This window comes from Bradyrhizobium sp. USDA 4461 (assembly GCF_054055655.1).
Genome location: NZ_JBSRXM010000001.1, coordinates 7,165,931 through 7,191,946, shown reverse-complemented (window position 1 = coordinate 7,191,946; position 26,016 = coordinate 7,165,931). Strand labels below are relative to the sequence as shown.

At 64.0% G+C, this 26,016-nt stretch carries 26 protein-coding genes; 12 read left to right on the top strand and 14 right to left on the bottom strand.

What is annotated here, in order from left to right:
• Positions 1–128: 128 nt before the first annotated feature.
• The 3 genes from guaB (at position 129) to ACVINW_RS33975 (ending at position 3,281) form a co-directional block, all read left to right on the top strand.
• Positions 129–1,619: an IMP dehydrogenase gene (gene guaB / locus ACVINW_RS33985; protein ID WP_456755308.1), complete on the top strand. Its 1,491-nt coding sequence runs from the start codon at positions 129–131 to the stop codon at positions 1,617–1,619.
• Between the two features lie 235 nt (positions 1,620–1,854).
• Positions 1,855–2,877, top strand: coding sequence for an NADP-dependent oxidoreductase (locus ACVINW_RS33980; protein WP_456755307.1), 1,023 nt, complete (start codon positions 1,855–1,857; stop codon positions 2,875–2,877).
• A gap of 143 nt (positions 2,878–3,020) precedes the next feature.
• Positions 3,021–3,281, top strand: coding sequence for a hypothetical protein (locus ACVINW_RS33975; RefSeq protein WP_456755306.1), 261 nt, complete (start codon positions 3,021–3,023; stop codon positions 3,279–3,281).
• A gap of 178 nt (positions 3,282–3,459) precedes the next feature.
• On the opposite strand, the gene ACVINW_RS33970 is transcribed toward ACVINW_RS33975, so the two are convergent.
• Positions 3,460–4,296, bottom strand: a complete 837-nt coding sequence (locus ACVINW_RS33970) for a metallophosphoesterase family protein (protein WP_456755305.1) — start codon at positions 4,294–4,296, stop codon at positions 3,460–3,462.
• 127 nt (positions 4,297–4,423) lie between these two features.
• Positions 4,424–4,861, bottom strand: a complete 438-nt coding sequence (locus tag ACVINW_RS33965) for a hypothetical protein (RefSeq protein ID WP_456755304.1) — start codon at positions 4,859–4,861, stop codon at positions 4,424–4,426.
• Between the two features lie 139 nt (positions 4,862–5,000).
• On the opposite strand from ACVINW_RS33965, the gene ACVINW_RS33960 reads away from it, so the two are divergent.
• Both ACVINW_RS33960 and ACVINW_RS33955 read left to right on the top strand, forming a co-directional pair.
• Positions 5,001–5,423, top strand: a complete 423-nt coding sequence (locus ACVINW_RS33960) for an MAPEG family protein (RefSeq protein ID WP_456755303.1) — start codon at positions 5,001–5,003, stop codon at positions 5,421–5,423.
• Positions 5,424–5,445: 22 nt separating this feature from the next.
• Complete coding sequence (locus tag ACVINW_RS33955; RefSeq protein ID WP_456755302.1) at positions 5,446–6,744, top strand: RsmB/NOP family class I SAM-dependent RNA methyltransferase; 1,299 nt, start codon at positions 5,446–5,448, stop codon at positions 6,742–6,744.
• A 144-nt stretch (positions 6,745–6,888) separates the two neighbouring features.
• On the opposite strand, the gene ACVINW_RS33950 is transcribed toward ACVINW_RS33955, so the two are convergent.
• On the bottom strand, positions 6,889–8,136 hold the full coding sequence (locus ACVINW_RS33950; RefSeq protein ID WP_456755301.1) for an MFS transporter: 1,248 nt from the start codon (positions 8,134–8,136) through the stop codon (positions 6,889–6,891).
• Between the two features lie 129 nt (positions 8,137–8,265).
• Between ACVINW_RS33950 and ACVINW_RS33945 the strand changes: the two genes are divergently transcribed.
• A complete protein-coding gene (locus tag ACVINW_RS33945) occupies positions 8,266–8,718 on the top strand; it encodes a winged helix-turn-helix transcriptional regulator (protein ID WP_456755300.1) in 453 nt (150 codons plus the stop codon).
• 162 nt (positions 8,719–8,880) lie between these two features.
• Here ACVINW_RS33945 and ACVINW_RS33940 read toward each other — a convergent pair whose 3' ends face one another.
• Together ACVINW_RS33940 and ACVINW_RS33935 are read right to left on the bottom strand one after the other, a co-directional pair.
• Positions 8,881–9,213 carry a DHCW motif cupin fold protein gene (locus ACVINW_RS33940; RefSeq protein WP_456755299.1) on the bottom strand — a complete coding sequence of 111 codons (333 nt, stop codon included), beginning with the start codon at positions 9,211–9,213 and terminating at the stop codon, positions 8,881–8,883.
• Positions 9,214–9,411: 198 nt separating this feature from the next.
• Entirely contained in the window at positions 9,412–9,783 is a 372-nt protein-coding gene (locus tag ACVINW_RS33935) for a nuclear transport factor 2 family protein (RefSeq protein ID WP_456755298.1), read from the bottom strand.
• Between the two features lie 135 nt (positions 9,784–9,918).
• Here ACVINW_RS33935 and guaA point away from each other — a divergent pair, with 135 nt between their 5' ends.
• Positions 9,919–11,517 (top strand): glutamine-hydrolyzing GMP synthase, encoded by a 1,599-nt coding sequence (guaA, locus tag ACVINW_RS33930; protein WP_456755297.1) that lies wholly within the window; start codon positions 9,919–9,921, stop codon positions 11,515–11,517.
• A 253-nt stretch (positions 11,518–11,770) separates the two neighbouring features.
• Complete coding sequence (locus ACVINW_RS33925) at positions 11,771–13,162, top strand: hypothetical protein (RefSeq protein ID WP_456755296.1); 1,392 nt, start codon at positions 11,771–11,773, stop codon at positions 13,160–13,162.
• 79 nt (positions 13,163–13,241) lie between these two features.
• Here the strand turns inward: ACVINW_RS33925 and ACVINW_RS33920 are convergent, their stop codons facing one another.
• Both ACVINW_RS33920 and ACVINW_RS33915 read right to left on the bottom strand, forming a co-directional pair.
• A complete protein-coding gene (locus tag ACVINW_RS33920; RefSeq protein WP_456755295.1) occupies positions 13,242–14,528 on the bottom strand; it encodes an RNA-directed DNA polymerase in 1,287 nt (428 codons plus the stop codon).
• Positions 14,529–15,308: 780 nt separating this feature from the next.
• Complete coding sequence (locus ACVINW_RS33915) at positions 15,309–15,872, bottom strand: TetR/AcrR family transcriptional regulator (protein WP_456755294.1); 564 nt, start codon at positions 15,870–15,872, stop codon at positions 15,309–15,311.
• A gap of 114 nt (positions 15,873–15,986) precedes the next feature.
• Here ACVINW_RS33915 and ACVINW_RS33910 point away from each other — a divergent pair, with 114 nt between their 5' ends.
• Positions 15,987–16,640 (top strand): glutathione S-transferase, encoded by a 654-nt coding sequence (locus tag ACVINW_RS33910; protein WP_456756560.1) that lies wholly within the window; start codon positions 15,987–15,989, stop codon positions 16,638–16,640.
• Between the two features lie 136 nt (positions 16,641–16,776).
• Here ACVINW_RS33910 and ACVINW_RS33905 read toward each other — a convergent pair whose 3' ends face one another.
• Positions 16,777–17,376 carry an NADPH-dependent F420 reductase gene (locus ACVINW_RS33905; protein WP_456755293.1) on the bottom strand — a complete coding sequence of 200 codons (600 nt, stop codon included), beginning with the start codon at positions 17,374–17,376 and terminating at the stop codon, positions 16,777–16,779.
• 72 nt (positions 17,377–17,448) lie between these two features.
• Entirely contained in the window at positions 17,449–18,183 is a 735-nt protein-coding gene (locus ACVINW_RS33900; RefSeq protein ID WP_456755292.1) for an SDR family NAD(P)-dependent oxidoreductase, read from the bottom strand.
• Between the two features lie 293 nt (positions 18,184–18,476).
• Between ACVINW_RS33900 and ACVINW_RS33895 the strand changes: the two genes are divergently transcribed.
• Entirely contained in the window at positions 18,477–19,373 is an 897-nt protein-coding gene (locus ACVINW_RS33895) for a LysR family transcriptional regulator (RefSeq protein ID WP_456755291.1), read from the top strand.
• Between the two features lie 86 nt (positions 19,374–19,459).
• Here ACVINW_RS33895 and ACVINW_RS33890 read toward each other — a convergent pair whose 3' ends face one another.
• Positions 19,460–19,696 (bottom strand): hypothetical protein, encoded by a 237-nt coding sequence (locus tag ACVINW_RS33890; protein WP_456755290.1) that lies wholly within the window; start codon positions 19,694–19,696, stop codon positions 19,460–19,462.
• 231 nt (positions 19,697–19,927) lie between these two features.
• A complete protein-coding gene (locus ACVINW_RS33885; protein WP_456755289.1) occupies positions 19,928–20,566 on the bottom strand; it encodes a glutathione S-transferase family protein in 639 nt (212 codons plus the stop codon).
• A 911-nt stretch (positions 20,567–21,477) separates the two neighbouring features.
• Here ACVINW_RS33885 and ACVINW_RS33880 point away from each other — a divergent pair.
• The gene (locus ACVINW_RS33880; protein ID WP_456756559.1) at positions 21,478–21,954 is read left to right on the top strand and encodes a VOC family protein; all 477 of its coding nucleotides are present in this window, start codon (positions 21,478–21,480) and stop codon (positions 21,952–21,954) included.
• 65 nt (positions 21,955–22,019) lie between these two features.
• Here ACVINW_RS33880 and ACVINW_RS33875 read toward each other — a convergent pair whose 3' ends face one another.
• Positions 22,020–23,003 (bottom strand): toll/interleukin-1 receptor domain-containing protein, encoded by a 984-nt coding sequence (locus ACVINW_RS33875; protein WP_456755288.1) that lies wholly within the window; start codon positions 23,001–23,003, stop codon positions 22,020–22,022.
• Positions 23,004–23,179: 176 nt separating this feature from the next.
• Here ACVINW_RS33875 and ACVINW_RS33870 point away from each other — a divergent pair, with 176 nt between their 5' ends.
• Positions 23,180–24,442, top strand: coding sequence for a serine hydrolase domain-containing protein (locus ACVINW_RS33870; RefSeq protein ID WP_456755287.1), 1,263 nt, complete (start codon positions 23,180–23,182; stop codon positions 24,440–24,442).
• Between the two features lie 125 nt (positions 24,443–24,567).
• Here the strand turns inward: ACVINW_RS33870 and ACVINW_RS33865 are convergent, their stop codons facing one another.
• Together ACVINW_RS33865 and ACVINW_RS33860 are read right to left on the bottom strand one after the other, a co-directional pair.
• On the bottom strand, positions 24,568–25,065 hold the full coding sequence (locus ACVINW_RS33865; protein ID WP_456755286.1) for a peptide deformylase: 498 nt from the start codon (positions 25,063–25,065) through the stop codon (positions 24,568–24,570).
• A gap of 69 nt (positions 25,066–25,134) precedes the next feature.
• The gene (locus ACVINW_RS33860) at positions 25,135–26,007 is read right to left on the bottom strand and encodes a bifunctional helix-turn-helix transcriptional regulator/GNAT family N-acetyltransferase (RefSeq protein WP_456755285.1); all 873 of its coding nucleotides are present in this window, start codon (positions 26,005–26,007) and stop codon (positions 25,135–25,137) included.
• Positions 26,008–26,016 lie beyond the last annotated feature (9 nt).

Sequence of the window (26,016 nt, the reverse complement as noted above, 5' to 3'; positions counted from 1 at the left end):
CCGCCATGCTATCGACCAGCGTCAACCCCACCGATGGGCGCCGATTCGACGGTGACGCAGTGAGCGTCGCCGCAGGCGGCGTTCATCCGTAAGACCATCGCGGCTGGGCCGCAGATAAGGAGTTGGCAATGGCCACGGGATTTCCGGCTATCCGAGAAGCCTTCACGTTCGACGATGTGCTTCTGAAGCCCGGTCTGTCCGACGTCCTTCCCTCGGAAGTCGATATCCGCTCGCGCGTCACCCGCGCGATCCAGCTCAACATCCCGATCATGGCGTCCGCGATGGACACCGTCACCGAAGCGCGTATGGCGATCGCGATGGCGCAGGCCGGCGGCCTCGGCGTCATCCATCGCAACTTCGATCCCGAGGGCCAGGCCGCGCAGGTCCGGCAGGTCAAGAAGTTCGAATCCGGCATGGTGGTCAACCCGCTGACCATCGGCCCCGACGCCACCTTGGCCGACGCGCTGGCGCTGATGAAGGAGAACGGCATCTCCGGCATTCCGGTCGTCACCGGCGCCGCCAAGAATGTGCCCGGCAAGCTGGTCGGCATCCTGACCAACCGCGACGTGCGTTTCGCCAGCGACCCCAGGCAGAAGGTCTCGGAGCTGATGACGCATGAGAACCTCGTCACGGTGCGCGAGGGCGTCGGTCAGGACGAGGCGAAGCGGATGCTGCACAAGCATCGCATCGAGAAGCTCCTGGTCGTCGACGACCAATATCGCTGCGTCGGCCTGATCACGGTGAAGGACATCGAGAAGGCGGTGGCGCATCCGCTCGCCTGCAAGGATGAGCACGGCCGGCTGCGCGTCGCTGCCGCCACCACGGTCGGCGAGACCGGCTATGAACGCACCGAACGGCTGATCGATGCCGGCGTCGACGTTGTCGTGGTCGACACCGCGCACGGCCACTCGCGGCATGTGCTTAATGCCGTCAACCGCATCAAGCGGCTCTCCAATGCCGTGCAGGTCGTGGCCGGCAATGTCGCGACCGAAGGCGGCGCGCAAGCCTTGATCGATGCCGGCGCCGACTGCATCAAGGTCGGCATCGGCCCGGGCTCGATCTGCACCACGCGGATCGTCGCCGGCGTCGGCGTGCCGCAGCTCACCGCGATCATGGATGCGGTCGCGGCCGCGAAGAAGGCCGACGTGCCTGTCATCGCCGACGGCGGCATCAAATATTCCGGCGACCTCGCCAAGGCGCTCGCCGCCGGCGCCGACATCGCGATGGTCGGCTCGCTGCTCGCCGGCACCGACGAGACGCCGGGCGAGGTCTTCCTTTGGCAGGGTCGTTCCTACAAGGCCTATCGCGGCATGGGCTCGGTCGGCGCGATGGCGCGCGGCTCGGCCGACCGCTACTTCCAGCAGGACATCAAGGACACGCTGAAGCTCGTCCCCGAAGGCATCGAGGGCCAGGTGCCGTACAAGGGCCCGGTCGGCAACGTGATGCACCAGCTCGCCGGCGGCCTCCGCGCGGCGATGGGCTATGTCGGTGCCAAGGACATCACGGATTTCCACGGCAAGGCCGAGTTCGTCCGCATCACCGGCGCCGGCCTGCGCGAAAGCCACGTCCACGACGTGACCATCACGCGCGAAGCCCCGAACTATCCGGGCGGGGTGTAAGTCTATCACCGTCATTCCGGGGCGGTCCGTAGGACCGAGCCCGGAATCCATCGGCACGCAGCGTTGGTGGATAAATGGATTCCGGGCTCGTGCTTCGCACGCCCCGGAATGACGGCCGTCATTTCAAACAGAATTTCAAACACCGCGCGCATCAGAACAAAATCCATCTCCCTTGCGGGGAGGCGGATTGCATGCCTACGTGTGCGCCACGAACCAATCATCTCAAGAGGAAATCATGTCCCAAGGTAAGCGCATCGTTCTGGCTTCGCGCCCGCATGGCGAGCCCACGCCGGCCAATTTCAGGCTCGAGGACTACACGCCGCCGACACCAGGCGCGGGCGAGGTGCTGCTGCGCACCATCTGGCTATCGCTCGATCCCTATATGCGCGGCCGCATGGCCGACGGTCCGTCCTATGCCGCACCGGTGCCGGTCGGCGGCGTGATGGAAGGCGGCACGGTGAGCGAAGTGATCGCGTCGAACAATCCCGGCTTTGCCAAGGGCGACATCGTGCTGTCGCGCGCCGGCTGGCAGACCCATGCGATCTCGGACGGCAAGGGCCTTGCCAAGATCGATCCCAAGCTCGCGCCGATCTCGACCGCGGTCGGTGTGCTCGGGATGCCCGGCATGACCGCCTATACCGGCCTGCTCGAGATCGGCAAGCCGCAGGCCGGCGAGACGGTGGTGGTCGCGGCCGCGTCCGGCGCGGTCGGCTCGGCGGTCGGCCAGATCGCCAAGATCAAGGGCGCGCGGGCGATCGGCATTGCCGGCGGCAAGGACAAGTGCGCCTACGTTAAGAACGAGCTCGGCTTCGACGAGTGCCTCGACCATCGCGATCCCAATCTGGCGGCCAAGCTCAAGGAAGCCTGCCCGAAGGGCATCGACGTCTATTTCGAGAATGTCGGCGGCGCGGTGTTCGATGCGGTGTTTCCGCTGCTCAATGCGTTCGCGCGCATCCCGGTCTGCGGCCTGATCGCGCATTACAACGACACCGAAGCGCATGCGCCGAAATGGGCCGGCGCGATGATGCGCAACATCCTGACCAAGCGGCTGACCTTCCGCGGCTTCATCGTCAGCGACTTCGCCGCGATGCATGGCGACTTCCTGCGCGACATGTCGCAGTGGGTGCGCGAGGGCAAGGTCAAGTACAAGGAGTTCGTGACCGAGGGGCTGGACAGCGCGCCGGAGGCCTTCATGGGCCTGCTCAAGGGCGCCAATTTCGGCAAGCAGCTGGTGCGGGTCGGGCCGGACAAGGCGTGAGCCGGGCGCGTTTGGGCTCCCATTCCGCGCAACAAAGTATCAAAAACGCCACATTGGCGGGGTTTTGGGGGCCTTTTGGCCCCCATTTGCTTGACGGAGACCCGCAGCAGTTGATTCAATATGGCTATATTTCAGGTGTAGCCATGGTTTTTGAAGTCATTGTTTCCGGGGTCATTGTCCTCGCCGTCGGCTATTGGGCGACGATGTTCGTCATGGGCCGCCGCGACGACGTCCTGCATGGAAAATTCGTCGAGGAGGAGGAGCCGGCCGTTGAGCCGGTTCGCTTCACGCGACAGATGCCGCGCGCGCGGCCCGCGCCGGCGGCGCCGCAACCGAACAAGGACTCGCTGCAGGCGCTGCTCACCGTCATCAAGCGGGACCTGAACGACGCGGCGCGGAGCTGACGCCCTCAATCGGAACTGGTGCGCTCCGCTCTCTCCACGTCATTGCGAGGAGCGATAGCGACGAAGCAATTCATCTTTCCGCTTGCCGAGCGATGGATTGCGTCGCAGAGCCTGTCATCCGGCGGCGCTTCGCGCCGACCGGGTGGCTCGCAATGACGGTGGTGCCTGCCGTCACCGCTTACGCCGGCTCTTTGCCGAGCAGCGTATCCAGATCGACATCGACCTGGCCTTTCGCCCTGACGTGACGGACCTCGAAACTGTCGGGCTGGAAGCGGTACTCGACGAGGCCGACTTCCTTGACGCCGATCGGTTCCTGCCGTGCGTCGGAGATGACGAAGCCGGTCGAGGGCGCCCAGACGTGCCTGACATGCTCGAACGTGTAGTCGCGGCGCTGGTGCACATGGCCGCTGCCGACCAGCCGCCAATCGACCTTGCCGAACATCTCGATCAGGCGCCGCCGCGCCGGCTGCGGCACGTAGCGGAACGAGGTCTCGACGCGTTCGGCATCGTAGGGCAGGTCGAGATAGAGCGGCTTGTGCACGAACAGCGCCACCGGCCTGCCGACCGCCTTGTCGAGCGCGCTCGCCAGCCAGTCGAACTGCTCGGCCTCGCTGTCGAGGCCGGTGTTCATGATCAGCGAATTGAGCCCGATGAAGCACCAGCCGGCGGCGTCGAAATGCCAGCGGTCCTCGCCGAGCACCGAGGTGAAGGCGCCGCAGGTCGCTTCGGTCGGCAGCTGTGCCGGCGCGGGGCCGACCGCGGTCGGGTTGTCGCCGATGTCGTGATTGCCCGGCAGATACAGGCAATCGACCGGCAGCGCGTTGTGCAATTGCTTGGCGAACGCCAGATCGTCGCGGCTGGTCGGCCCGTCGAACGAGACGTCGCCGGAGTTGAGCACGAGATCGGGCCGCGTCGCGTCGATGTGTTCGCCGACGCGATGAAAATTGTCGATCAGCGGCGTGAAGCGGCGCGCAAGGTGGGTGTCGGAGATTTGCGTTAGGCGGAACTGGGCCATGGATCGATCCTTTCGCCCGGAGCATAGGTCGGCGCGAAGTCGGAACGATGACGTTTTCGACGACTTGTTCGCTGCTCTGTTTGATGCGTTGTTTGATGTCTTGTTTGAACGAGGTTCGGGCGTGGCGCTAGATCGCGAACGTCTTGATCGCGCGCGTGGGGGCGGCCGGCGGGCTCCTGCGGCTTCCGAACAGGCCGGTGTTGGGCAGATTGGTTCGCGCGTCCGAGGGCGCCGCGCTCGGTCCGAAATAATCGCGCATGTCGTGCCGCATATCGTAGACGGCAAAGCCGAGCAGGCCGAGCACCAGCGCCGTGGCGAAGGAGTGCCTGACGATGTCGCGCGTCGAGCGATAGCCGGTGCGGAAATAGACCGAGAGCAGGATCGCGACCAGGAGCGCCGCGGCGATGCCGGCCAGCCCCGACATCACCATGCCGAGCCCGCCATCCGCCGCGTCGTCGAACCAGCCGGCTGCGGGATCGACCGTCTGGAGCAGGGAGCCGGCGAGATCGCCGAGAGTTGCGGCCGCCAGCGCCGCGCCGTCGAAGATCGGGGTGACGATGCTCATTGCGTCATCCGTCAAGTACTGAAACCGCCATTGGTCCTGGGAGTTGGTCACCTGGGCTCGGGTGATGGTTCAATGGGTTACCGCGTACGCTTCATTGTATTGGGCCGCTCCGGCGGCTAAGAGGGCTGAGGAGATTCTGATGTCTGTTCAAATGGTTCTGTTGCCGGTCTTGATCCAGATTGGGCTCACCTTCGCGCTCTTGTTCGGGATGGCGACGTTGCGCACGCGGACGCTGGCGAGCGGCGAGACCAAAATGGCCGATATCGCGCTGCGCGAGCCGAACTGGCCGGTGCGGGCGACCCAGCTCGGCAACTGCTTTGCCAACCAGTTCGAGCTGCCGGTGCTGTTCTACGTCCTGATCGCCATTGCGCTGCCGCTGCGCCGCGCCGATCTGTTCATCGTGCTGATGTCCTGGGTGTTCGTGGTGACGCGGTTCGCCCATGCCGGCGTGTTCGTCACCTCCAACGACGTGCGGCCGCGCTCGCTCGCCTGGTTCGCCGGCGTGCTGGTGCTGGCGGCGATGTGGCTGTATTTCGCGCTCAGGCTGCTGCTGCTGATCTGATGCGCCCAACCGGAAGAGTTCTATGACCCCCGCTGCCCGGCTTTCCGCCGCGATCGAGCTGATCGCCACCATCGATGCACAGCGCATTCCTGCGGCGAAAGCGCTGAAGGAATGGGGCACCGCGCACCGCTATGCCGGCTCCGGCGATCGCGCCGCGATTTCCGGCCTGATCTGGGACGTGCTGCGCCGGCAATCCTCCGCGGCCTGGCTGATGGACGACGACAGCGCCCGCTCGCGCGTGCTCGGCATGCTCAAGCTCGAGCGCGGCATGGATGTCCCGACCATTTCCGCGCTGTGCGACGGCGGCCGGTTCGCGCCGGAGCCGCTGACTGCGACGGAGGAGGCCGCGCTGACCTCGCGCTCGCTGGCCGATGCGCCGGCGCATGTCGCGGGCGACTATCCCGATTGGCTCGATCCGCATCTGGCAAACGTGTTCGGCGACGACCGCGCGGCGGAGGCGACCGCGATGGCGAGCCGCGCGCCGCTCGACCTGCGCGTCAACACGCTGCGCGGCAAGCGCGAGAAGGTGCTGCCGCGGCTGGCGCATCTCGGTGCCCGGGAGACGCCCTGGTCGCCGCTCGGCCTGCGCATCGCGCTCGGCGCCGATGCGCGCAATCCCGGCATCCATGCCGAGGAGGATTTCATCAAGGGCGCCATCGAGGTGCAGGACGAGGGCTCGCAGCTCGCCGCGCTGTTCTCGGCGGCAAAGCCCGGCGAGCAGGTGATCGATCTCTGTGCCGGTGCCGGCGGCAAGACGCTGGCGATCGCGGCGATGATGCAAGGCAAGGGAAGGCTGATCGCGACCGACAGCGACAAGCGCCAGCTCGCGCCGATCCACGAGCGGCTGTCGCGCGCCGGCGTGCACAATTGCGACGTCCGCACGCCGCGCGGCGAGGAGGAGGTGCTGTCTGACATCAAGGCCTCCGCCGATCTCGTGCTGATCGACGCGCCCTGCACCGGCACCGGCACCTGGCGTCGCAATCCCGACGCCAAATGGCGGATGCGCCCCGGTGCGCTCGAGGTGCGGCTGAAGGACCAGGCCGAGGTGCTGGCGCGCGCCGCGCCGCTGGTGAAGGCCGGCGGCCGGATCGCCTACATCACCTGTTCGGTGCTGTCGGAGGAGAACGGCAAGCAGGTCAGGGCGTTCGTCGCAGGGCATCCGGAGTTTTCGGTGCAGCCGCCGGAGCAGACCGCATCGGTGCTGTGGGACAAGGCCGAGGCGTTTGCCGAGGCTGTGCTGCCGTCGCCGGAGGGCCTGCTGATGACGCCGCGCCGCACCGGCACCGACGGATTCTTCGTCTCGGTGTTGAAGAAGGCGTGAGCCTTTCTCCGCCGTCATTGCGAGAAGCGCAGCGACGAAGCAATCCATCGTCCTGCACATGCGGGCAGGTGGATTGCTTCGCGGAGCCTGTCATCCGGCGGCGCTATGCGCCGACCGGGTGGCTCGCAATGACGGATGAACTCGCTACGCCTTGGAGCACACCCCCGCGGGCACCTTCGTCCTGCTCACCACGATCACCCAGAACAGCAGCGCAATCGCGCTGATCGAAGCCCCCAGCATGCAGACGCCGAGCCAGCCGGCGGCCGCGTACGCCAGCGTCGAAGAGATCGCGCCGAATCCCGTTCCGATCGAATAGAACACCATGTAGCCGCCGACCAGGCGGCTTGCGGCGTCGGGCCGGGCGGCGACGATCAGGCTCTGGTTGGTGACGTGGATCGCCTGCACCGCGAAGTCGATCATCACGACGCCGGCCAGCACCAGCCATAGCGAGGTGTCGAGGCAGGCGATCGGCACCCAGCCGGCCAGCATCAGCAGCAGCGACAGTCCGGTGGTGCGCTGGCCCCAGCCGCGATCGGCGAGGCGGCCGGAATTGCGCGCCGCCAGCGCGCCGGCAAGGCCGGCGATCCCGAGCAGGCCGATCGTGGTGTGCGACAGCGACAGCGGAGGGGCTGCGAGCGGCAGCACGACCGAGCTCCAGAACACGCTGAAACTTGCGAAGATCAGCAATGCGAACACCGCGCGCTCACGCAAGACCGGCTCCTCGACGAACAGCGCAGCCGTCGAGCGCAGCAGTTTCGCGTAGGACGATCCGGCCATCGGCTGCGGCGCGTGTCGCGGCAACGCGCGGGCCAGCAGTGCCGCCAGTACCAGCGTCAGCGCGGCCGAGGTCAGGTAGACCACGCGCCAGCCGGCGAGATCGGCCAGCGCGCCGGCGGCAAAGCGCGCCAGCAGAATGCCCGACACCACGCCGCTGGTGACGGTGCCGATGGTGCGGCCGCGATCGGCCGGCGCGGCCAGCGTCGCGGCGTAGGCGACCAGCACCTGGATCACGACGGCGAGCAGCCCGACCGGCACCATGCCGATCAGCAGCACAACGGCGTTCGGCGCGGTGCCGACGATGGCAAGCGCCATCGCCGACAGCACGGTCTGGCCGACGATCAGCCTGCGGCGGTCCCAGAGATCGCCGAGCGGCACGATCAGCATCAGCCCGAAGGCGTATCCGATCTGGGTCAGCGTCACGACGCCGCCGATCACCGCGGGCGTGATGGCCAGATCCCGCGCCATGGTGTCGAGCAGCGGCTGGGCGAAATAGATGTTGGCGACGCTGAGCCCGCAGGCGACGGCGAACAGCAGCACGACGGCCGGCGAGAGGGCGCTCGCGTTGCCGCGCTGGTCGTCCGCGGTGTCTTTGGCCGCCCGGGCCTCTGCCATCGATCGGTTCGTCATCCTGCCTCCGCTGCAATTCGCAATCTGGTCTTATCATGAGACCAGTTGCATCGCGCGCTGTCTAGTCCTATTTTAAGACCAGTTCGGAATCGTGATCGAGGGAGGCGGAGCGCGATGAAGCGGACCGGCTTTGCAAAAGCGGACTGCCCGGTGGCGCGCGCGCTGGATGCGATCGGCGACTGGTGGTCGCTGCTGATCGTGCGCGACGCGTTCGACGGCCTGCGCCGGTTCGGCGACTTCCAGAAGAATCTCGGCATCGCCAGGGGCATGCTGACGGCGCGGCTGCGGACGCTGGTCGAACTGGGCGTGCTCGAGCAGGTGGCGGCGTCAGACGGCAGCGCCTATCAGGAATACGTGCTCACCAGGCGCGGCCGCGATCTGTTCCCGATCGTGGTCGCCTTGCGGCAATGGGGCGAAGCGCATCTCTATGCCCGCGGCGAGCCGCATTCGGTGCTGCTGGACCAGGCCGGCCAAGCGGTCGGCCAACTCGTGCTGCCGTCGAAGAGCGGCAAGCCGCTGGTCTGGTCGGACACCAAGGTGAAGAAGGTTGCTGCGCGGAGGCGGTGAGTGCGCGAACCAGGCTCAACCCGCCGTCATTGCGAGGAGCGAAGCGACGAAGCAATCCATTCTTGCTCTCCGCGTGCGTGGAGAGGTGGATTGCTTCGCGGAGCCTGTCATCCGGCGGCGCTTCGCGCCGACCGGGTGGCTCGCAATGACGAAGGCGTCAGCTCAATCCACGATAAACAACGTCGCGCCCGTCTTCGTCGACGAGCGATGCGCGGCGTCGCCGAAATCGGAGACCTGGTAGCTCATGCCGGGCTTCAGCGTGAATTGGCGGCCGTCGCGCAGCTCGGTGTCGAGCTCGCCGGTGACGACATAGAGCACATGGCCGCGATCGCACCAGTGATCGGCGAGGTAGCCGGGCGAATATTCGACCATCCGCACCCGCAGCTCGCCGATATTGAGCGTGCGCCACAGCGCTTGCCCGGTTTCGCCGGGATGCACTGAAGGTTCGACGTTACTCCAGTCGGTGACGGTGAAGGGCAGGGGCGGGATTTTCATGGCAGGGTCCTGGTTATTCGTTCGTCATATGTTTTTGCATCCCCAAACGCCGACGTCATCCTGAGGTGCGCGTCGTGCTGCGCAAGCAGCGCTCGGCGGGCCTCGAAGGATGGGGATGGAGCCGGGCTGTCGCCCTTCGAGGGCCGCCGAAGAAGCGGCCACCTCAGGGTGACGGGAAAGAAGGAGTGGCGCAGCAACTCAATGCACCAGATGGTTCGCCGAGCCCTGCCGGATCTTGCCCTCGGCATCGAGCCGCAGATATTCGCAGATCCTGTTGCCGCGTTCGTTCCGGTAGAACACGACGACGCTGTCGGGCGAGACGTAGAGGTCGATCAGCTCGAAATGCAGCTCGGGCAGTTTGGCGAGCGCAGCGCTCCAATAGGCCCGCAGTTGCGCCTTGCCGCGCACCGTGCCTGATGGGCCGAAGCCGAATGCCGGGATCCGGTCCGAAGTCATCTCGGTATCCTCGGCATACAGTGCCAGCACCCGCTCGAGGTCGCGCGCGTTCCAGGCGGCGATCCAGTCGTGGCCGAGCGCGGTGAGGCGCGACGGGTCGTGAAAATCCGGCATCGATTTCCTCCTTTTGTTATGGCCAAATTAGGTCAATAATATTGACCTATATCGATTTGTCCATGCCCAAAGAAGAATGTGGGCGCGCGGCTCACCGCGGTTGCGGGGGCGGGCCGTGTCGCGTATCTGCTTGCCATGACAGCCCAGCACACAGCCCGCGACTCGTCGACGCCTTCCGTGGCCTCGGCGCATGACAAGATTCTGATTGTCGATTTCGGCAGCCAGGTGACGCAACTGATCGCCCGCCGCGTCCGCGAGATGGGCGTCTATTCCGAGATCGTGCCGTTCCAGAAGGCCGAGGCCGCATTCAAGGAGATGAAGCCGAAAGCGGTGATCCTCTCCGGCGGCCCGGAATCGGTGCACGAGACCGGCTCGCCGCGCGCCCCGCAGCTGATCTTCGAATCCGGCGTTCCCGTGCTCGGCATCTGCTACGGCCAGATGACGTTGGCGGCCCAGCTCGGCGGCGAGGTCGAGGGCGGCCATCACCGCGAGTTCGGTCGCGCCGATGTCGAGGTCAAGACCGACAGCCAGCTGTTCGACGGCATCTGGAACCACGGCGAAAAGCACCAGGTGTGGATGAGCCATGGCGACCGCATCACCAAGATGCCGCCCGGCTTCTCGGTGGCCGGCACCTCGCCGAACGCGCCGTTCGCGATCATCCAGGACGAGAAGCGGAAATATTACGGCCTGATGTTCCACCCCGAGGTGGTGCACACGCCCGATGGCGCCAAGCTCTTGCGCAACTTCGTGCGCAAGGTCGCAGGCCTCACCGGCGACTGGACTATGCGCGCGTTCCGCGAGGAGGCGATCGAGAAGATCCGCGCCCAGGTCGGCAAGGGTAAGGTGATTTGCGGCCTCTCCGGCGGCGTCGATTCCGCGGTCGCGGCGGTCCTGATCCATGAGGCGATCGGCGACCAGCTCACCTGCGTGTTCGTCGATCACGGCCTGCTGCGGCTCGACGAGGCCAAGACCGTCGTCGACCTGTTCCGCAACCACTACAACATCCCGCTGGTCCATGTGGACGCGTCGAAGGAGTTTTTGGGCGAGCTCGATGGCGTCACCGATCCCGAAGCGAAGCGCAAGACCATCGGCCGCTTGTTCATCGACGTGTTCGAGGCCGAGGCCAAGAAGATCGGCGGCGCGGAATTTTTGGCGCAGGGCACGCTCTATCCTGACGTGATCGAGAGCGTCTCCTTCACCGGCGGACCTTCCGTCACCATCAAGTCGCACCACAATGTCGGCGGTCTTCCGGCGCGCATGAACATGAAGCTGGTCGAGCCGCTGCGCGAGCTGTTCAAGGACGAGGTGCGCGTGCTCGGTCGCGAGCTCGGCCTGCCCGACGTGTTCGTCGGCCGCCACCCGTTCCCGGGCCCGGGCCTCGCGATCCGCTGCCCCGGCGACATCACCAGGGAAAAGCTCGATATCCTGCGCAACGCCGATGCCGTCTATATCGACCAGATCCGCAAGCACGGCCTCTACGATGCGATCTGGCAGGCCTTCGCCGTGCTGCTGCCGGTCAAGACCGTCGGCGTGATGGGCGACGGCCGCACCTACGAATACGTCGTCGGCCTGCGCGCCGTCACCTCGACCGACGGCATGACCGCGGACTTCTACCAGTTCGACATGAAGTTTCTGGCCGAAACCGCCACGCGCATCATCAACGAGGTGAAGGGCGTGAATAGGGTGGTGTATGACGTGACGAGCAAGCCGCCGGGGACGATTGAGTGGGAGTAGGGGACAGTGATGAATGGCGACGCTCACAGGGTCGCCAGTGAATTCACGGAGCGCTCTGGAGCGTAGAGTGATTGTAGACCTAGCCGAGTGGGCCGAGGACAAGTTCTCCGAACTTTGCTCGCGGGCTGGCGTTACGCGAAACAAGTCCGCCCAGGACCGAACCGGGTGGGACTATCTTGTTGAATTTCCGCCGACAGTAATACGTGATGCACCTAGGGACCTCCAACCGGTTGACGCCGCTGCGCATGTGCAAGTGAAATCGAAGCGGACTGGCCGCGCTAGCGTTCCTGTAAAGCTGTCCAACGCGCTCCGTTTTGCGAAGAATCCTTTGCCTTGTTTTGTAGTGCTGTTCTTGGGGACGCAGGGCGGCGAACCTGTCCGAATCTTTGCGAAGCATTTTTGGGAAACAGAGATTCGTGAAGCGCTGAAACGCGTGCGAGAGGCGCATGCCAAGGGCCGTGAAGATCTCCATAAAGTGACGTTCACATTGAGTTTTGATGCTCAGGATGAACACAGCGAGGATTTGCTGAAGTGGATGGAGGCAGCCGTAGCGTCACACGGCGATCGGTACGCAGACGTCAAGGGCGCCTTTGGGCGCACGATCGGTTTCGAGGAAGGTGCCATCCACGGCAGCATTCGTTTCAATATCGCCGATCTCGGAGCGCTTGTAGACCATCAAATTGGCCTTGCCGCCATCGCGCCGCCAATCAATATCACTATCAGAGAACGCCGATTTGGAATTAATTCATCGCAGCCCCTGTTTGAAGGCATCCCCAGCGTTGTCCGGATGCAGTCACTACCTCACCCTTGCCGGGTGCGGCTACGCGGTGGTGACCGTGATGATATTTGGCTTGAAGGTAAGCTGTTTGCCCCCGCGCTGCCTAACCTGCCGTTGGAATTTCGCAAACTGCGTGTAGTCGCTGATTTCCTCGAAATTATGATTATCGGTCAAAATGCAGGTCATATCACCGTCTCTCTGGATCCAGATGCCCATCGATCCCTGATTGGATTGCGGGCATTTGTAGACGTGCTGAAAATTGGTGATCAAGGGCCGCTTCAGATACAGATTAGCTGCAACGGTCGTTCCTTGCCGTCATTCTCGGTCAAGCTTCCAATCGAGCAAGACGCCGATATGATACGCCGCGTTTCTGACGCCATCACTGGTTTGGAGAAGGCATCCGTTGGTGCTTTGCTTCCTGAGCTAGCTCTCTCGCTGTCGGAGATCAGCCAGGCTTGGAACTCGATCCTTGCGTTCAACGATTTGGTTACCAGTAGCGGTATGAGCGGCACATTTACGCTCGATCGCGACATCCTGCCCGAAGTAAGCCAGGCAACTTCGATCTACTTCTACGATTATGTCGATGTTGGAGCTTGGACCTTTATGGCGGTTGTACGCCGGCAGATTCTTGCGCTTGAGACGGAGGGAGCTGGAGCATCGTTCAAGCTTGGGGCCTCTCGAGTCATTGAAAGTATCGTGCGGCAAGGAAGAGGAGAAGATTACCTCACCGACCTTCGCAAGCTCTACGCAAGCGCGTGCAAAATCGAGGGTGATGGGGTCCTTGACTTCAACGGCGGCGACTATCGAGGGCTTACGTCGGGAGCTGCACGGCACGTCCCGCTTCTTCTTTCACGAGGAGCGCGATAGCCGCCGATGATCTTCAACGGCTCAGACCGTCCTTTTTCGTCTGCGCGTCGCGACCCTAGCTTACGACGACAGGGGCCGATTAGGGCGAGATCGTAACATCCGAGATGACCCGAATCACTTCACGGAGATAGTCATAGCCAGATTGGCCGGCCACTTCCGTTGCGATGGTGTCAATCGGTAGCTCGACGCTTACACCTCGTCGAGAGTTTATGACAGCGAGAGCTCGGGGTAATCGCCCAGTGCTGTTGAGGTACAGTGCGCCGTAGATGGTGACCTGTCGAAACTCGTATGATCGGAACGGTCGATCTCCATCCTTCAGGCGGCGCGCCAACGTGATATCGACCCGAGATTTCTTGATCTCCGCGCGAATGAGTTCCATGATGGGGTAGCGATCAAGTTCTTCCCGTAGCGCTTCGTAATCTTCGGCGGCAGTTGGCGAATACGGATCGTAGTGCACGTTGATAGACATGATTGCTTGACGTGCCGCGCCAAGCGGAACGGCCACGTTGACTTCCTCATCATCATGGACCAGCGGATTGCTTGCTATGAACTCGGCTGAAGACATGATTCTTGTCTTTGCCTTCTGCAATTGAAGGCCTTGATTGTCGATCAAGAGCCGCGTCAGCGTTACCAGGGACTTGAAACTCTGATCCGGACTATTTGAAAAAATATAGTAGTCATCTGCATATCTTAGGAAATCGACGCCGTTAGAGAGCAGCAGGCCGTCGATTTGTGCGAGTACGAGTTCTGCGATTAGACGAGAGGCCGGGCCACCGACTGGTATTCCGAACGAGTAGGTTCCGGATAAATTTGAAAGGAATGCTTTAATGCGGGAAATGGCATAGGCGGCGTCGGGAAGATGTTGGATTGAGTTTTCAATACGGTGATGGTTTATCCGCAGATAGAATTCCGAAATGTCGCAGCTCACCACGAAGCTGTTGGAGGCGGCTTTTTCAATGGCATGGTCGATGAAGTTTCTCCACGTGACTTGCTTATTGAAGCACGTCGCCTGTTCCTCGTCCCATTGATATCGATACGAGAAGACCCTCTGACGCTCCAGTGGTATTCGCGCGGCCTCGATCTGGTCCGCGATAGACAGGACCCAGCTTAGGTAAGCAACGTTCCAGATGGGGTCGATCTGCATTGCCCAGCGAAAGCCCGTATAGCCGACAGGGGCAAGCGCTCCGACATTCATTGGAGGATACTCGGCTAGGCTCCGGGGTACGTCGATATCGAGCCTCGTTAGAATTTCGACGGCTCGATCCGGCAGATCATGCAGTACATGATTTTCAATCGGGAATGGGAAAATGTCCGTGTCCCCGTGTCGCACGATGTTTCGGATCGCTCTACGATAGAACTGCTCCACCACTCATCCTCCCCAGCCACGCACAGCGCTAGCAGATGAGGTGTCGATTCACCAGTGGTTGATTCCGGGCGGCGCCGCTACCGCGTCATCTAACTGGCTCGACCCGGCAAGCATGGCGACGCGTCGCTTATCGGGGCGCCGGGGCTAATTGTCTTGTACACAAATCAAATCTCACTTCGCCACCTGCGACAAATCACCCCGACGGGCAACTCACCAAAACCTGTCAATCCGCAAATAAGAAAATATTCCGCTTGGCGTTTGACCCAACTCAGATGTTCAATATGTGCGTCTCACCCGATCGAGGGGCGGATCGCGATCGTCACGAACGCGGGTCGAGATGCGGTGGACGCTGAATGCGCAACTGACGAGTGCGCACGAGGTGGACGGCGAAATCGTGCAGGCCTGACGCCCTAGTGGTAGGTGTCTCTTCACATTGCGCGTTGCGCGTGGCGAAGACGGTGACAACAAAGCCCAGTCTCGCCGGGGAGAGCACGTATAAGCCGTAAGCCATCGCGCAGGGAAGGCCGGGTTGTTCCCGGTTACACCTGTGGTCCTACCCCCCGTGCTTACTACCCCTTGCACGGGGCCCATGGGTGCGATCGGCACCCGGTCTTCCCTGCGCCCTCTGCCAAGCGAGGGCGAAACGACACGCAAGGCTCGGACGTTTCAGTCGCGAGAATGCCGTTGCATGCCCTTGCGCCGGTTGAAGCGCGAGGGTGGAGAGGGCGGATCAGCCGGAGGCGCGATGCACCATATCAGCTCGATTGACCCATGAACGATCTACTTCGGCAAAAGACCCGCGGCGCGATAGCTGTCGATCGCCGCGTCGTAGAGCGAAATGTCGCAGCGGCTTCTGGCGATGAGCTGCGCGCCGGCGATGGCGGCGAAGATGGCGCGGGCGCGCTGTTCGCTCTTTCTTGCACTGACCAAGCCCGCCGCCACCAGCAGCTTGCTCAGCCACGCCACGTTGACGTCGGCAAAGGTCTGCACCTCCTGCTTCACTTCGTCGGGCAGGTCGTCGACCTCAGCGGACATGAAGCTGCACAGGCACATGCGATTGTCGTTCTCGAGCGCCTTGCGAAACATTTCGGGATAGCGGCGCAGGCAGCGGACCGGATCGGCGGTGTCCGCCAGCATCGCCTCGAGCTGGGCGGCGGTGTCCTCCCAGTAGCGCCGTGCGACGGCGGCGCCAAGTTCGGCCTTGCTCGGGAAATGGTGATAGATGCTGGCGGCCTTGATCCCGACTTCGTCAGCGAGATCGCGGAAATTCAGGCCGCCATAGCCGCGCGCCTGCGCGGTCCGCTTTGCTGCCGCCAAGATGGCCTCCCGCGCACTTGAACTCACGTCGTCCTCTCACTGCTTCGTTATCTACCAAGTGACAGGTAGGCCTTGACCGTCAGGATTAAAAGTCCTCATATCGGTCCTACCAAGTGACAGGTAGACAAAAGAGGAGTCATGATGAAGATTTACGATTTTCCGACCGGTCCGTATCCGGCCCGCGTTCGCATCGCCTTGGCCGAAAAGAACCTGCGGCCGCGCGTGCAGTTCGTCCTGGTCGATCTCTACAAGGGCGAGCACAAGCAGCCCGAATTCCTCGCCAAGAACTACTCCGGCACCCTGCCGGTGCTCGAACTCGACGACGGCACCTACATTGGCGAGTGCACGGCGATTACCGAGTACCTCGACGCGCTCGATGGCGCGCCGACGCTGACCGGCAGGACGCCGCGCGAAAAGGGCATGATCCACATGATGAGCAAGCGTGCCGAACTGGAGGTGCTCGACGCCATCAGCGTCTATTTCCACCACGCCACGCCGGGGCTGGGGCCGCATGTCGAGATCTATCAGAACCCCGAATGGGGATTCCGTCAGCGCGACAAGGCGCTCAGGGGGATGCACTACTTCGACGGCATCCTGCAACGACAGCCGTTCGTCGCCGGCGAGGCGTTCACGATGGCCGATATCACGCTGATCGGCGGCTTGATCTTCGCAGGACTCGTGAAGGTGCCGGTGCCGGCAGAGTGCGAGGCGCTTCTCGCATGGTACGCAAGGATGCAGGAGCGTCCAAGCGTCAAGAACCGGATCACGATGTCCGAGCCGGCCAAGGCATCTTGATTGAGCAGGCGTGGTCCGCAGTGAGCGAAGCGATATCCGGGGACTTCGTGCGCGTCCCGCATGTCGCTACGCTCACGCGGGCTACTCGCTGCTCATGCGGGCCACTCGCACCCGGAGTCAATTACACCATCGTGGGTCACTGCTCCCTCTTGAACAGATCCTGGAAGATCAGCGGGCCCCAAACCCGGCCGCGTGCGTGCACCAGCGCGCCGCCCTCGTTGAGCTTTCCGAGCTTGACCGGCGCGAACCCGAGTTGCTTGGCCAGGGCCGCAACCGGAGCGATCGCGTCGTCGTCGTCACCGGACAGGAAAACCACCCGGTGGCCGCCCTCGACGACCGGGTCGGCAGCCAGTTTGGCCGCAACCAGATGATTGAAGCCTTTGACATACCGGGCGCCGGTGAACGACTTCGCGGCGAAGGCGGAGGACGGAAGATCGTCGAGCTCCTCGGGCGGAAGCAACGCGTTCATCGCGTCGATCACGGTCTTGCCTTGCCAGCTCGGCAGCGCCTTTGCGACCTCGCGATGCTCCCCGAACGGGACCGCCAGGATGATGGTGTCGGCCGCGAGTGCATCCCGCAGCGATTTGGCGACGACCGTGGGTCCGATCGCCCGGGCCTGCGGCGCCAGCTCCGCGGGCGGCCGGCGGCTCGCGACGGCCACCTCGATGGTCTTGCGGGCGAAGGCCGTGGCAAGCGCCTGACCGACCTTGCCGAAGCCGATAATTGCGTAACTCATATGCTTCTCCTCTGGTTTGCCGCGCCGTGCGGGTTGCGAAGATCGAATGGAGTGACCGGCCGGCGTTGCCCGTCAGATTTGCGCCAGGCCGCCGTCGACGGCGACTTCGCTGGCGGTCATGAAGCTGCTGTCCGGCGAGGCGAGGAAGGCGGCCACCGCACCGATCTCCGCCGGATCGGCCATGCGCTTGAGCGGATTGAGCGAGGCGAACACCTTCATGCCTTCCTCGCCCAGCGCTTCCACCGCGAGTTCAGTCGCCGTCGGCCCGGGCGACAGCACGTTGACGCGGATGCCGGTGCCCTTCAGGTCCTCCGCCCAGGTCCGTGCCAGGTTGCGCACGGCGGCCTTGCTCGCGCCGTAGGCGCTGAATGCCGGAGCGCCGGTGGTGCCGGCGCTCGATCCCGTCAGGATGATCGAACCGCCCTCGGACATCAGCGGCAGCGCCTTCTGGACCGTGAAGATCGAACCCTTCACGTTGGTATCGAAGATTTCGTCGATGTGCTCGGCGGTGATCTTGCCGAGCGGAAGCTGGCTTCCTGCACCGGCATTGGCGAAGACGACGTCGAGGGTTCCGCGCTCGGCTTTGATCGCCGCGTAGAGCCGGTCGAGGTCGGCCTGATCGGAGACCGAGCCCTGCACCGCGCGAGCCTTGGGCCCGAGCTCGGCGATGGCGGCGTCGAGCGCCTGCTGCCGGCGGCCGAAGATGAAGACGAAGGCGCCTTCCTCGATGAAGCGCTTTGCTGCCGCGCGGCCGATGCCGGTCGCGCCACCCGTGATCACTGCAACCTTACCCTCAAGCTTTCCCATGATTGTCCTTCAGGCTCCATCTTCGACGCGTTTGGGGGAGGGCCCCCGAGAGCCTCGACATAGGCCCGCCGGCCTCACGCGTAGAGTGCGGAAGCGCGCACATCGGTGGTGCGAAATCGATCCACCTGGACGGCTGACGCCAGCGGCGGGGCATCGGTGTCCGCCGTTCGTGAATTGCGCCGCGTGCTTACCGGCATAGGCTTTGATCACCGCCAATGTCTCCCCACATACGAGCTTCTGATGTGTCGGATACGAGCTTTGGAAGGGGCGCCGCGGTGGTGCCGGATTGCACCATGATCGACTGGGATGACGTTCGCTACTTTCTGGCGGTTGCGCGCGGAGGCTCGGTGCGGGCCGCCGCCGAGCGCCTCGGGGTCAATCACTCAACCGTGCTCCGGCGCATCGCCCAGCTCGAGGAACGCCTCGGGGCGCAGATGTTCGAACGGCTGCCTTCGGGCTACCGCCTGACGGCTGCGGGGGAGGAGGTGCTCGAATTCGCCGACCAGATGGAGGCGTCGTCGCACCAGCTGGAGACGCGCGTGTTCGGGCGCGACCAGAGCGTGCGCGGGCGTCTGCGGGTCACGCTGGCGCCGACCCTTGCGACACACCTGCTGATGCCGGACTTCGCCGAGTTCGCGCGTCTGTATCCGGACATCGAGATGGACATCCTGTCGTCCGGCGAACTGGCAAACCTGACCAACCGGGAGGCCGACGTCGCGATCCGCGTCGTCTACGACCGCAAGACCCTGCCGCTCAATCTGCACGGCCAGAAGGGACCGGAGCTGTTCGGCGGCATCTACATGTCCCGCGATCGACTGGCCGCGTGGCGCGCCGGCGCGCCTGAGCCGATGCGCTGGATCGTCATCAGCCTTCACGGAATCCCGGACTGGGCCCACGAGGGCGAGGTGCGCGCCGCGGGGGTTCCGTTCAGGATCACGGACGCCGAGGCGCAGCTCGTTGCCGTCCGGCAAGGGCTCGGGATGACGACCCTGCCGTGCTTCGTTGGCGATGCCGACCCACTCCTGGTAAGGGTGCCTGGCACCCACCTGCACATGTACGGAACGCTCTGGCTTCTCACCCAGGGGGAGACGCGCAAGACCAAGCGCGTGCGGTTCTTCACCGAGTTCGTCTCCCGCCGGCTCGCCGCCTACGCGCCGCTGTTCGCGGGGCTGTCCGTGTCGCGCGACTGATGCGCGGACGTAGCGAGCGTAGCGGTGACATAGCGCGCCGATCAAGCGGCCAGCGGCCGCTCGACCGGTCGATGCGCGCTGTGCGATCAATACGGACCGGGTTCGCAGGGGACATTGTCGCCGGTCCAGGGCGCGGTGGCAAATGCGCCGACGCGCGGCGCCGGAATGCAGGCGCGGCCGTTGACGTAGACCGGCTCGGCCGGCACGGCGGCGCTGGCCTCTGCGACGTGGCGGGACACTGCATGGCTTTCACGCGCCATTGCCGGCGACGCGATCATGGCAACCGCGATCAAAGCAGCCGACAGCAGTTTGACGTTCGTCATTGCGTTTCTCCGTTTGTTGATGGGGCCAAGCAGTCTGGCCTCGTCGGATAAGTGCGCGCAGCAACGGCGGAGTTAAATGCAATCCTCGCTCACGCCGGCTCAACGCTGCGTGAGTCATGCGGCCGTCGCGGTTGGGTTACAGCGATGTGTATCGTCGCTGAAAGACCGGATGAATGAAACGTGATCCATCGCGTCTTCGCGTGATGAACGTGAGGCGGGCTGCGTCCGCCGCTAGCGCGTGTTGACCGCAAGCTGCGCCGCGAACGCCCGCCGGTAAGCCGGCCGCGCTTCGCCGCGCGCGACATAGGCGGCGACGTTCGGGTATTCGTCGAGGAGGCCCGATGCTCTCAGTCTGAGCAGCACCGAGACCATCATCAGGTCGCCCGCGCTGAATCGGCCGTCGAGCCAGTCGGCCTCGCCGAGACGCGCGGAGAGCTGTTTCAGCCGCTCGCGAATGCGATCCATCACCAGCGGCAGACGCGCTTTGCTCCAGGGCTTGTCGCCCTCCAGTATCCTCGTGGTGACGAGTTCGAGGATCGCCGGTTCCACGGTGTTGACCGCGGCAAACATCCAGCTGATTGCGCGGGCGCGGGCGTTGGCATTGTCGGGTAGCAGGCCCGCATGGCGCTCGGCGATGTGGAGCACGATCGACCCCGTCTCGAACAGCGCGAGATCGCCGTCCTCATAGGTCGGAATCTGACCGAACGGATGCAGCGTGAGATGTGCGGGCTGCTTCATCGCCTCGAATGAAACCAGGCGGACTTCGTAAGGCTGCCCCACTTCCTCCAGCGCCCAGCGGACGCGCGTGTCGCGCGCCAACCCCTTGCCGCCGTCGGGGGATCGCTCGAAGGCGGTGATGATAGGTGGCATCGTGTCTCTCCGTGTCCTTGCCAGGCGTCCCGAGGACGAATGCGCGGCGCGTGCCCCGACAGCCGATGTTGGGTTTCTTTTGACCGCAATCGTAGCCCGGATGGAGCGAAGCGTAATCCGGGTCCTTGCGAATGGCAGACCCGGTCCCGGGATTGCGCTGCGCTCCATCCGGGCTACGGACTACAGTGGAGACGTCGCGCGGCTGAGTTGCCTCGATGCAAATCAAATTGCTTCGCGCGACCTGCGACATATCACCCCGACGGGCAACTCAGCAAACCCTGTCAATCACCTCGCGTGAAAATATTTCGCTTTATCAGAAGGAAAATTCAGTATACAAATGCGCCGTCTCGCCCGACACGAGGGCGCTTCGCGGTCGTCACGAACGCGGGTCGAGATGCGGTGGACGCCGAATGCGCAGTTGACGAACGTGCATGAGGCGGACGGCGAAGTCGTGCAGGCCTGACGCCCTAGTAGTGGCAGGTGTCTTTTCGGATTGCGCAAATGCGCGTTGCGAAGACGGTGACAACAAAGCCAAGTCTCGCCGGGGAGAGCACGTATAAGCCGCACAACCATCGCGCAGGGAAGGCCGGGTTGTTTCCGGTTACACCTGTGGTCCTACCCCCGAGCTTTCTACCCATTGCTCGGGGCCCATGGGTGCGATCGGCACCCGGTCTTCCCTGCGCCCTCTGTTTCGAAAGCGGGCGAAACCAGACGCAAAGGCCCGGGCGGTTCCCGTCGCGGCAATGCGGACGTATGGCTCGCGGTATCGCAACAGGTTCGACGTGGTCCTGGCTTTTCGCCAGGGCGACAGTGGTGTGTTTGGAGGCGGTGGTGTTCCGCGAATTATTTTCATCAGCCTGTCGGCCGGCGTCGTCGTCAACCGTCCTTTGCCCACACAAGGAGGACTGCACATGACCGATCTCGTCACATGCCTTTGGTTCGATCAGGGCCAGGCGCGCGCAGCGGCGGAGTTCTACGCCGCGACGTTTCCCGACAGCCATGTCGATGCGGGGCATATATCGCCGATACCGGGCATCGGGCAGGGCGAGGAACTGACGGTCGAATTCACCGTGCTCGGCCGCCGCTTCGTCGGGCTGAACGGCGGCTCCAACTTCACGCCGAACGAGGCGGTCAGCTTCATGGTGTTGACCGACAGCCAGGAGGAGACCGATCGCTACTGGAATGCCGTCACGTCGCACGGTGGCAAGGAATTGCCGTGCGGGTGGTGCCGGGATCGCTGGGGCTTTACCTGGCAGATCACGCCGCGGCGGCTGCTCGAACTCGTCAACGGCGCCGATCGCGCCGCCGGCAAGCGCGCGATGGAAGCGATGATGACGATGAAGAACATCGACATTGCCACGATCGAGCGGGCGGCGGCAAACGCGTAGGGCGGATCTGCGGCAAGCAGCAATCCGCGATGTCGTTGGTATGTGGATCGCGGACCTCGCCGGGATCAGAGCCGGAACTCGTTTGCCTCGGCAATCGGCATGATCGGCACGTCCAGAAGCTCATTGAGCAATTCCTGCCGGAAACTTTGCGACGTGTCCGTGGTCGGGGCGTGGAATGCATATCGCGTCTTCAGATAGAGCGGCGTTCCCTCGGCGATGTCGTTCGTTCGCACGATGATCTGGTATTTGGTGCTCTCCGGCGGAAGACTGGCGATGTCTCCCTGAATGATCATTGTCTCCCAGCCGACGCCGCCAAGGCGCCCATCCGCCTTCTGCTTGTAGGCTTCATCGCATACGACAATCACCTTTTTGGCCATCGCGAGTTCGTTGCACATCCACTGCGGCAGATCCATGCCACGCCGCAGATGAAACTTGTCAAGCCTTGCCTGGATGCCGTGCTCGATCAGGTAAAGCGCGAGGCTTTTCACCCACGCGACGGCTTCGTCCGATTTTGACGTGTGGCTGATGAAGACACGCGGCGACTCCGTTGATGGGGTTGTCGCCGTCTCGGTGGGGCGATCGTTTCTCAGACGCTCATAAACGTCGCGGTGAAGCACATGGATGGTCAGCGATGCATGAGACGCCGCCGTTGCGCAAAAGCCGGCCTTCAGGGCGGCCACGACCTTCTCGCTCCGCAGGCCGCCGGCGCCGGCTCCCAGGAGCGGAGCCGAGACGGCCCTCACCGAGGGGTGATCGCGGGTGAACTGGCCCAGCTTTTGGCCGATCGACTCGATGGCGGGGACGGTTGAATACCTGCCGCGAACCGACGCAGCAAAACCGACGTATTGCGCAATGTTGTCCGCACCTTCAAACGGCACGATCTCGACGGTGCCGAGCTCCATTCGCTCGCTCGGATGTGGAATTGAGTGATGAACCAGCGAACGAGCGACAAATCCGGTGATGGTGCCCGCCGTCGAGCACGGCAGCGCGATGAGATCGGAAGGCCCATCGAACAGGTCACCAAGACGCAGTCTTACGGTCGGTTCCATACCGAGCTCCAACGGAAAATGTCTTGCGAACGCGAAAAGGTCTGCGGCGGAAAGGTTGCAAGCTACATGATTTCGCCTGTGCCTAGAAGTCCTCCTTTGGCCGGCACACATGCCGGGTGTGCCGGGTGTCTGACTATGTTACGAATCCCGTATCGTCCCTCCCGGAGCCGTCATTGATGTCCGTCGCAGCCGCCGCCAATCAACAACAAAATCTCACCGCCGCCGAGAGCGATCCGCAAGTGCTCGGCTGGATGCAGGGCTTTCCGCCGCCGCAGGACAAGACCATCACGTTCCAGGACGGCTCGTTCCGCAGCTTCCCCGAGCTGCGCTGGGCCTGGAGCAACATCCGCCAGCTGGTGCCGACGGTGAATGTCTGGCGCGGGGCAGGGCCGGCATCGGAGCTGCCGCGCGAGGATCACGATATCGGCGCATCCGCGTCGGTGACGATGGACGGCCGGCCGCAGACTTTTGCGCGCATGCTCGAGGACAGCTACGCCGACGGCATCGCCGTGCTGCATCGGGGCAAACTGATCTACGAGCGCTATTTCGGCGCGTTGAAACCGCACAAGCCGCATATCGCGATGTCTGTGACGAAATCGTTCACCGGCACGCTCGCCGGCATCCTGATCGCCGAGGGCAAGATCGATCCGCGGGCGCCGATCACGGACTACGTGCCGGAGCTGAAGGCCAGCGCATTCGGCGACGCGCGCGTGCACGAGGCAATGGATATGACCACGGGGCTGAAATACACCGAGGTCTATACCGACCGGAATTCCGACGTGTGGGGGCTGCGGCGCGCCAACGGCATGGCGCCGATCCCGCCCGGCTACGACGGCGCGACCAACATCTTCGATTTCCTCTGCGGACAGCAGAAGCAGGGTGAGCACGGCAAGGCCTTCGCCTACAAGACCGTCAATTCCGACGTGCTGGCCTTCATCATCAGGCGGGCCAGCGGCATGACCTTGTCCGACCTGCTGTCCGAGCGGATCTGGGCGCCGATGGGCGCGGAGGAGGATGCGCATTACCACGTCGATCGGATCGGCACCGAGAGCGGTGGCGGCGGTCTCTCGACCACGCTGCGCGATCTCGCCCGCTTCGGCGAGACCATCCGCAACCACGGCCGCTTCAATGGCCGCCAGATCGTGCCGTCCACGGTGGTCGAGGACATCGCGCGCGGCGGCGATCCCGAGAAATTCAAGCCGGCCGGCTACGCCACGCTGCCCGGCGCATCCTACCGCAATCAATGGTGGGTGACGCACAATGCGCATGGCGCCTACATGGCGCGCGGCGTGCATGGCCAGGGCATCTATATCGATCCCAAGGCCGAGATGGTGATCGCGCGCTACGCCTCGCACCCGATGGCGGGCAACGCTGCCAACGACCCGGTGACGCTTCCGGCCTACATGACGCTGGCGAAGGATTTGATGGCGGGAGGCTAGCAACGCAGGCGGACTCGCACGGTGCCGTAGGGTGGATTAGCCGGAGGCCTAATCCACCGACCAATCTCACCAGTGATGCTGGTTTCGGCGGGTTGCGTTTCGCAAACCCGCCTTACGAATCTCGCTTAACCGCGCGACAGCTTCTCATACCGCTTGATCAATCGCTCCCGCTTCAGGCGGGACAAACGCCTGATCCAGAACACGCCGTCGAGCTGATCGATCTCGTGCTGATGGCACACCGCACGCAGCCCATCGGACTCCTCGGTCTGCATGTTGCCATCGAGATCCTGATAACGGATGCGGACCCGCGCATGGCGCTCGACCTCGTCGGTGACGCCGGGCATCGAGACGCTGCCTTCCTTGTGCAGGATCATCTCGGGCGAGGTCCGGATGATCTCCGGATTGACGTAGGTGCGCGGGCCTTCACTGGCGTCGAGCTCGAGCACCACGACGCGCAGCGGCACGCCGATATGCGGTGCGGTGATGCCGATGCCGGGCGCGGCGCGCATGGTCTCGAGCAGGTCGGCCGCCAGCTCGCGCAGCGCGTCGTCGAACACGGCCACCGGCTCAGCCGGCAGAGCGAGGCGCGGATCGGGATAGCGGACGATGGGGCGAACGGTCATGACGCTGTCTTAGGCCAGCGCAACGTGCCGGACAACACGGGCATGCAGCGGCCGCGCGCGCTACGCCGCTCAGAGCCGCTTTTCGAAGAACAGGTCGGGGTAGGGATCGTCGTTGAAGCGCGGGATCTCGGTCCAGCCCGTCCTGCGGTAGAGCTGACCGGCTTCCGCCAGCGCGCTGTTGGTGTCGAGCCTCAGCACCGCGATGCCGAGCTCGCGCGCGGCTTTCTCCGCGGCGTCCATCAGGCGGCGGCCGAGGCCGAGCCCGCGCGCGGCCGGCGCGACCCACAGCCGCTTGATCTCCGCGAACTCGCCGCCCGTGCCTTTCAGCCCGACGCAGCCGAGCGGCAGGCCGTCCGACATCGCCACGATGAAGCTGCCGCGCGGGCGCACCATGTCCTTGGCCTCGGGATCGCGCGACAGTTTGACGTCAAAGCCCTGCTTGAAGCGTCGGGCGAGCTCGGCGTAGTACTCGCCGAGGCAATAGCGCGCCTCGTCGCTGCGCGGGTCCATCTCATCCAGCGAGGTGCCGTCGCGCCCGAGTGCCGAGGCGATCAGATCCATCGCCGCCAGCAGCGCCTCGCGCTGGCTGTGGTGGCCAAGAAAGTCCTTGGCCTGCCGATTCGAGATCGCCTCATAGGCGTTGAACTCGCGCTTGCCTGTCGGCGTCAGCCTGGCGATGCGGCGGCGGGCGTCGTCGCCATGTGCGGTGGTCTCGATCAGCCCTTCGTCCTCGAGGCTGCGCAGCAGGCGGCTCATCAGGCCGGAATCGAGCCCGAGATAATCCCTGATGTCGCCGACATCGGCACGTCCGTGGCCGATCGCGTTCAGCACCCGCGCCGCCCCCAGCGGCCGGCCGCGGCCGAGGAACGAGGTGTCGAGCGCGCCGACCGCAGAGGTGACGGCACGGTTGAAGCGGCGAACGCGGGAAACGGGGTCGAGCATATCTGACTT